Source organism: Duganella sp. 3397 (assembly GCF_031456625.1).
GTDB lineage: Bacteria > Pseudomonadota > Gammaproteobacteria > Burkholderiales > Burkholderiaceae_D > Rugamonas > Rugamonas phyllosphaerae.
This window is the reverse complement of record NZ_JAVDVB010000015.1, coordinates 1-7,458: the sequence shown is the minus strand read 5'-3', so window position 1 is coordinate 7,458 and position 7,458 is coordinate 1. Positions and strand designations below refer to the sequence as shown.

5 protein-coding genes are annotated in these 7,458 nt (G+C 62.5%); 2 read left to right on the top strand and 3 right to left on the bottom strand.

The annotated features are described in order from the left end of the window. Positions 1-165: 165 nt before the first annotated feature. The 3 genes from J2X54_RS25615 to J2X54_RS25605 all read right to left on the bottom strand — a co-directional run bounded on the left by J2X54_RS25615 (position 166) and on the right by J2X54_RS25605 (position 4,951). Positions 166-1,776: a GDYXXLXY domain-containing protein gene (locus J2X54_RS25615; RefSeq protein ID WP_310184685.1), complete on the bottom strand. Its 1,611-nt coding sequence runs from the start codon at positions 1,774-1,776 to the stop codon at positions 166-168. After that, complete coding sequence (locus J2X54_RS25610) at positions 1,776-2,756, bottom strand: DUF2157 domain-containing protein (RefSeq protein WP_310184683.1); 981 nt, start codon at positions 2,754-2,756, stop codon at positions 1,776-1,778. The genes J2X54_RS25615 and J2X54_RS25610 overlap by 1 nt, the downstream gene beginning before the upstream one ends. Before the next feature lie 71 nt (positions 2,757-2,827). Beyond that, complete coding sequence (locus J2X54_RS25605) at positions 2,828-4,951, bottom strand: TonB-dependent receptor (RefSeq protein WP_310184681.1); 2,124 nt, start codon at positions 4,949-4,951, stop codon at positions 2,828-2,830. A 223-nt stretch (positions 4,952-5,174) separates the two neighbouring features. Between J2X54_RS25605 and adh the strand changes: the two genes are divergently transcribed. Together adh and J2X54_RS25595 are read left to right on the top strand one after the other, a co-directional pair. Beyond that, positions 5,175-6,695, top strand: coding sequence for an aldehyde dehydrogenase (adh, locus tag J2X54_RS25600; protein WP_310184679.1), 1,521 nt, complete (start codon positions 5,175-5,177; stop codon positions 6,693-6,695). A gap of 9 nt (positions 6,696-6,704) precedes the next feature. Next, on the top strand, positions 6,705-7,094 hold the full coding sequence (locus J2X54_RS25595; protein WP_310184678.1) for a DUF779 domain-containing protein: 390 nt from the start codon (positions 6,705-6,707) through the stop codon (positions 7,092-7,094). Positions 7,095-7,458: the final 364 nt, after the last annotated feature.

Below are 7,458 nucleotides of genomic sequence, written 5' to 3'. Positions count from 1 at the left end.
AAGTCGGTCCCACCCCTTCCCATCCCGAACAGGACCGTGAAACGACTTTGCGCCGATGATAGTGCTGCAACCAGTGTGAAAGTAGGTTATCGTCAAGCTAGTTATACTTAAGAGCCCCACCGAGCGCGCAACGCTGGTGGGGCTTTTTTCATTCCTGCGCCACTTTCATAGCGGCTCCAGTTCCGCACCGCGCAAATTTACCAGCAGCGCCCGTCCATTCCCATCGATCCTGAATTCGCCATACTTGGCATGGCTCCAGCGCTCGGCTTCGCCTTCCTTGAAGTACCACGCATCGGTCGCTGGCCGCAGTCCGCGGCCGGTGGACACCAGTTCGATCACGATTTCATCGGCTGCCAGCGGCTTGCCCGTAGCCAATCCCTGCATCACTGCCACGCCGCGTGGGTCGACTTTTGCGACCACCTTGGCGCGCCGCATGGTTCGGATGTCGTTGACTGCCGGCAGCTCGAAATTGAGCGCCATGTAGTCGCCTTGCATCAGCGACCTCGGATCGACCGGCGCCAGCGCAATGAATACCGGCCGGCCGCTGCTGATCAGCGCCTCTTTTTGCCAGATGGCGCCGTTTGCCACGACCAAGATCAGCAATAGCGTTGCGAAAAGGCCGGCGCGCTGGACGGGGGAGGTGGCGACATCGGCGCCATGATCGGCCGACGGCACCGTTGCACCGCTTACATCACCGGTTACCGCACGCGCGCCAGCATTCCAGCTCAACCACGCAATGACGCCGAACGCCGCCCCCATTCCAGCCATGATTGCCGCCTTGGTGGCCAGCGGCACCGCCAGTTCATAGTAGAAGGTGCCAATGATCCACGCTGCAGCGACGCCACTGGCCACCGCCAGGCGCCAGCGGCCGCTGCCCACGCACGCCGACAAGGCCAGCAAGGCGGCGCCCAGCCCTGGAATCAACCAGGACATGATGGCGAGAATTGCAGCAGCCGCAGCATAGCGCGGTGCACGCAGGGCAGGCCAGCAGCGTGCCAGCCACGAGGCGGCAGCAACCGCCATGACACTGGAAATGACCGGGAACAGGGAGGTCGAGAAACCCATCGCGTCGCCAGCGCCTGGCGCATGACCCCAGGCGACAGGTGACAAAAAGGTTGTGCCAGAGTCGTAGACCAGTGCCGCCAGCGTCAGCAACAACCAGCCGTTGGACATGGTTTCCAGCACGATCATCTTGTGCGCAGCACGGTGCGATGGCGCGTGGGCATCGCCATACCAGGCTGCGATCAGCCAAGCCACCAGCGCAAGCAGCGCGCCGCTGGCCAGGTGCAGCGGGCTCGCGCTTTTCAGGTTGGCATTCATCAGGACAAAGACCAGGGCGGCCAGCGCACCCAGCAGCACACGCAACCAGTGTTGCGGCACCAGCCATGCCGTACCCGTGATAACGAGCAGCAGCAACGCTTCGGCGGCGAAGTAGGGCAGGTCGCGGAACAGCCCGAACACCAGCAGCGCGCCGCCAACCAGCAGCACCGGCAAACCCAGTTGTTCGACAAACGGCGACACCGTGCGTGAACGTAGTACGCGCACCGCGCAGACCAGGAATGCTGCGCCCAGCACATAACACAGCACACCTTTCTCGAGCGCGTCGCCGAAAATCGCGGCCAGGGCAAATAACAGCGGCACGGCGGCCAACCAGGCGCCGAGTGCTGTCATCAGGATTACCGGCCATGGCCGCGCTGCTTCCTCGGGCTTTGGATTTGGGGACAGGAGGCCTTCGGCGGTGGCGGCCTCGATCAAGTGTTGCAATGGGCGACTCATCAGATGTGCTCCCCGTTTTGAACGCGCGCCAAGTGCACGAGCAGTTTGACCGTGCCGGCCAGCAGCGCAGCGGCGCTTACACCGACCAGCAGCAGTGCACCGATTTCAAACGCACGCACATTGATCAGCAATTGCGTCATGCCGCAGACCAGCAGCACGTTAAGCGCCAGCCCCAGCACGCTCAGCACGAAAATATCGAACAGGCCGCGCCGGCTGAATGCGACGGCGAGGATTGCCACCATCAGCAGCGAGATCGGATAGAAGCCGGTGTTGGCGGTTGCAAACAGGCTGCGCACAGACATGGTGGACAGGCCGATGACGGCAAAGATCATCGACAGGCGCATGGGCCAAGACCCAGCCCCGGCCCCGACCCCAATCCAGGCACGCGGTGCGAACCTGAACAGGAATGCCAGCACCAGCGCGGGCACCCACGATCCCAGGCTGTTTTGCAAGGTGATCTCCTGGTCCCACCACCAGCCGTTGGTCTGCAGGGCGGAAAACAGTTGGGTTGCTGTCAGCGCCACGATGGTCCATGCCACCCACAGCACATCGTGGCGCACGCTCAGGCACAGCGGCAAGGTGAGCACCGCCCACAGCGCGAACAACTGCCATGGATCTGCGCCGGTCTGGTAAGTTTGGCCGACATACGCGAACAGGCCGCCGCAAGCGATAAAGCCCAGCAGCGATAGCGGTATCCGTGCGGCCGGCAAGCGCCAGGCGCCCAGCAACGTGGCCAGCACAATTGCCTCGAGCAGCATGAAGCGGATGGCGCGTGGCAGCTCGGACCAGTTGGCCGCCACCCAGAAGATGATGCCTAGGCCGGTGAGCACTGCCGCCAGCACCGCGATGCCGAATGGCAAGTAGCGCTGCAATGACGGTGGCGGTGCATCGAGCGCCGCCAGTTGTTTGAGCCGGCGGCCGGTTTCCGGCGACAGCTGGTGCTGATCGGCCAGGGTAAGTATCGCAACGCGGAGGTTCATTGGCATTCCACAAGTTATGGTACGCCAAGATTACTCTTTTTTTAACTTCTGCGATACGCTCAGGCGCGCGCCTAGAACTGGTAAGCCGCGCTCACGCCCAGCAGCCAGTTACGCTGCGGTGCCGCCTCGTAATAGCGTTTATTGGTATCGCCCACGATTACCGAGCCGACGTAGTTTTTGCCCAGCAGGTTGTTCAGCCGCGCAAACTGCCTGAAGCGCCAGCCGTTCCACTGCTGGCTGGCGTTCATGCGCGCGTTGAGGATGCCGTAGCCGGGCGCGGCCTGGTCGGCGTTGGCGTCGTCCGCGTAAATCTTGCTGGTGGCGATGCCTTCCAGCGCTGCGCCGAAGCGGTCGGCGCTGTCCTTCCACGCCAGCTCGGCATAAGCATTGGCCTTGGGCACGCCGGGCAGGCGGCTGCCTTGCGGTACTGCGCCGAAGCCCTGGTCGTAAGTGGCGCGCAAGGCGGTGAGTGCTACCCGCGTGCTCAGGCCGTAGCGCCAGCTTGACTCGAGCGACACTTCCAGCCCCCGGCGCAGCGTCTTGCTGGCGTTGCGGTAGCTGGTGCGGCCACCGCCGCTGCTGTCGACCACCACTTCGTCGCTGGTGCGCACCTGGAAGATGGCAGCGTTGAGCCTGGCGCGCTCGTCCAGCCTGGTCTTGATGCCGGTTTCCAGGTGCGTGCTTTCGGCAGGCTTGAGGTTGAAGTTGAAGCCGCCCGCGCTCGCGTAAAACAGCTCGTTGAGCGTTGGCGTTTCGAAACCGCGCGCGGCGCTGGCGTACACGTTGACCTTCGGCGACACGCGGTACAGCACGCCCAGCACCGGCGTGGTGTGGCTGAACTCGAGGTTGCCGCTGTCGTTGCCGTTGCTGACAAAGCGGTCATCCACCGACACCTTGACCGTGCTGCGCCGCACGCCCGCGCTCAGCATCCAGGCGCCGGACTGCCATTCCGCCTGCAAGTAGGGATCGAGGTTGGACACCACATCCCGCTCGTCACGGCGCAGCGCGCCTTTCACGCCGAACTGCGTGCCGATGAAGTTCTCGTAGCCTTTGCGGTCGTCGTCCGACCGACCGTATTCGAGGCCGAAGGTGGTGCTCAGTTTGCCGCCGGCCAGCTGGCTGACGTGGGTCCAGTTGACATCGGCGCCGTAGAAGTCACGGTCGAAATCGATCACGCCGCCCGAGTGCGTGGCAGGGGCCTGGAACGCGCGCGAGAACGACTGGTACTGGATAACCTGGCGGTTGCCGCCGTAGACCATCACGCGCAGGCGGTCGTCGCCGAACTGCTGCTCCCAGTTTGCGCCGATCTGCTGGTGATCGATACTCTTGCGGGTGTCGTAGCGGTCGGCCAGCGTGCGTCTGGGCGTTTGAGTATCGGTGGCGTCGGTTTCGCCGGCGCGCGGATCGCGCTGGTACGTGGCCCACGTGACGCCGAGCGGGTCTTGCGTATCCTTCTGGCGCAGGCCGTTGGCGACAATGGTCAATTTTGCGTCCTGCATCGGTGTGAGCGTGAGCTTGGCGAAGGCCTGGTCGCGGGTGGCGGCGCTGTGGGCGCGGTAGCCGTCGGTCTCGAAGCGCGACGCATCGAGCACGTAACCCACATCGCCTTGCTTGCCTTGTGCATTGATATCGGCCTTGCGGCTGCCGTAACTGCCGGCACTGTAGCTGGCCTCGATGGTGGGCGCGCCTTCACCGTCGCGCGTAAACAGCTGGATCACGCCGCCAGAGTGGTTGCCGTAAATGGCGGAGAACGGTCCGCGCAGCACTTCGATGCGCTCGGCCATGTCGAGGTTTAAGGTGGCGGCCTGGCCCTGGCCGTCCGGCATGCTGGCCGGGATGCCGTCGGCGATCAGGCGCACGCCACGCACGCCAAAAGTAGAACGGGCACCAAAGCCGCGCGACGAGATCTGCAAATCCTGGGCGTAATTCTGGCGGTTCTGCGCCACCAGGCCCGGCACGGCGGCCAGCGCCTCGGACGCATTGACGCGCTGCTGGCTTTGCTGGATACGGGTGGCGTCGATGACGTCGATCGATGCCGGCATGTCGAACACGGTGTGGCCGATGCGCGTGGCGCTGACCACCACCACGTCGGCGGCCGGCAAGGGCACCGCTTCTTCCGCCTGGGTAACGGTGACTGTGCCGCCCAGCGCGACCAGCGCGGCGATGGCATTCCAGCGAACAGGGTACTGCTGCATAAAGACTCCGGGTAGATGACGTGACAAGTTGCCGCCATCATAAAGTAGCTGTTGTCATTGTGCTGACCACGGCCCTGCGGTGCGCTGCAACATGACGCAGCGTGCGCCACCCACGGTCCAGTTGTAGCAGGGTAGACGTCCCACTGTTCGTTAGCGTTTAGACGATCGGGGCAAGACCGTGGTTTCAGCATCTTTGATGACATCCAACGAGAAAGAGGACGACATGAATCTGGCAGACATCAGCAAACTGGGCGTGGCCAATCCGTTTAAACAACGCTACGACAACTACATCGGCGGCAAGTTTGTGGCGCCGGTCAAGGGCGAGTACTTCGGCAACATCACGCCGATTACCGGCCAGGTGTTTTGCGAAGTGGCGCGTTCCACGGCGGAAGACGTGGAACTGGCGCTTGACGCCGCACACGCCGCCAAAGTTGCCTGGGGCAAGACGTCGCAGGCCGAGCGCGCCAACATGCTCAACAAGATTGCCGACCGCATGGAAGCCAACCTGGCCGTGCTGGCCACCGCCGAGACCATCGACAACGGCAAGCCGATCCGCGAAACCACCAATGCCGACATCCCGCTGGCGATCGATCACTTCCGCTACTTTGCCGGCTGCATCCGCGCCCAGGAAGGCTCGGTCGCGCAGATCGATTCGGAAACTTACGCCTACCACTTCCACGAGCCGCTGGGCGTGGTCGGCCAGATCATCCCGTGGAATTTCCCGATCCTGATGGCAGTATGGAAACTGGCGCCGGCGCTGGCCGCCGGCAACTGCGTGGTGCTGAAACCTGCCGAGCAAACCCCGGCCTCGATCATGGTACTGATCGAGATGATCGGCGACCTGTTGCCACCGGGCGTGCTCAACATCGTCAACGGCTACGGCCTGGAGGCCGGCAAGCCGCTGGCATCGAACAAGCGCATCGCCAAGATCGCGTTTACCGGCGAGACCGGCACCGGCCGCCTGATCATGCAATACGCCGCGCAAAACCTGATTCCCGTCACCCTGGAGCTGGGTGGCAAGTCGCCCAATATCTTCTTTGCCGACGTGATGGACGCCGACGACGCCTTCTTCGATAAATGCCTGGAAGGCTTTGCCATGTTCGCGCTGAACCAGGGCGAGGTATGCACCTGCCCGTCGCGCGTGCTGATCGAGGAATCGATCTACGAAAAATTCATCGAGCGCGCGTTGGCCCGGGTGGCGGCCATCAAGCAGGGCAATCCGCTCGACGCCGGCACCATGCTGGGCGCCCAGGCCTCGCAGGAACAGCTGGAAAAAATCCTGTCGTATATCGACATCGGCAAGCAGGAGGGCGCCGAAGTGCTGGCCGGCGGTCAGCGCAATGTGCAGGGCGGCGACCTGCAGGAAGGTTATTACGTGCGGCCCACGGTGTTCAAGGGCGAGAACAGCATGCGCATCTTCCAGGAAGAGATTTTCGGCCCGGTGGTATCGGTCACCACGTTCAAGGACGAGGAAGATGCGTTGCGCATCGCCAACGATACCTTGTACGGGCTGGGCGCAGGGTTGTGGACGCGCGATGGTTCGCGTGCGTTCCGGGTGGGCCGCGCCATCCAGGCCGGTCGCGTGTGGACCAATTGCTACCACCTGTATCCGGCCCACGCCGCGTTCGGTGGGTACAAGCAGTCGGGTATCGGCCGCGAGAATCACAAGATGATGCTCGATCACTATCAGCAAACCAAGAACCTGCTGGTGTCGTACAGCCCCAATGCGCTGGGTTTCTTCTAGGGCGCGGCGATGATCGACACCATCGAACGGGTGACGGCCACGCCGGCCGCGCGCGACATGCTGGCCACGCTGCGCGCGCGGCATGGCCCGGTAATGTTCTTCCAGTCTGGCGGCTGCTGCGATGGCAGCGCGCCGATGTGCTACGCGGCCGGCGAGTTTGCCGTCTCCGATACCGACATCTACCTGGGCGAGCTCGACGGCGCGCCGTTCTACATGGGCAGCGAGCAGTTCGCGTACTGGGAACATACGCAGCTGATCATCGACGTGGTCAATGGCAACGGCGGCATGTTCTCGCTCGATAACGGTACCGGCCGCCGCTTCCTAACCCGGTCGCGCCTGTTCACGGACGAGGAATTGGCGCAGCTGGCGCCGGCGTCCAGGGGGCCGGCCGAGGCGTAAATTTATAGTCCTCAAAAAGTCCTTGCCGACGGGGCGGATGGTTGGCTATAATTCGCCCCCTCGCAGAACAACGCATGCAAATGCAGAGTGAAACGAGAAAAAAGAAGGTTGACGAAACAAGCTAAACGCTTCATACTCTTTCTTCTTCGCGGCAGACAAAACGATCGCTGCGAAATGCAACACCGAATACAGTTCTTTAAAAATTAACAGTCGATAAGTGTGGACGTTTGATGAAAGTGCACACAGCACTAGTTGCTGTGATACTTAACATATCAAATGTTCACAAGAAGTAATGAAATAGGCGCTATGAAAATAGTGGCCTGTCAGTATTTTGAGTGAGCGACCCGTCAGCGATGACGGTGAC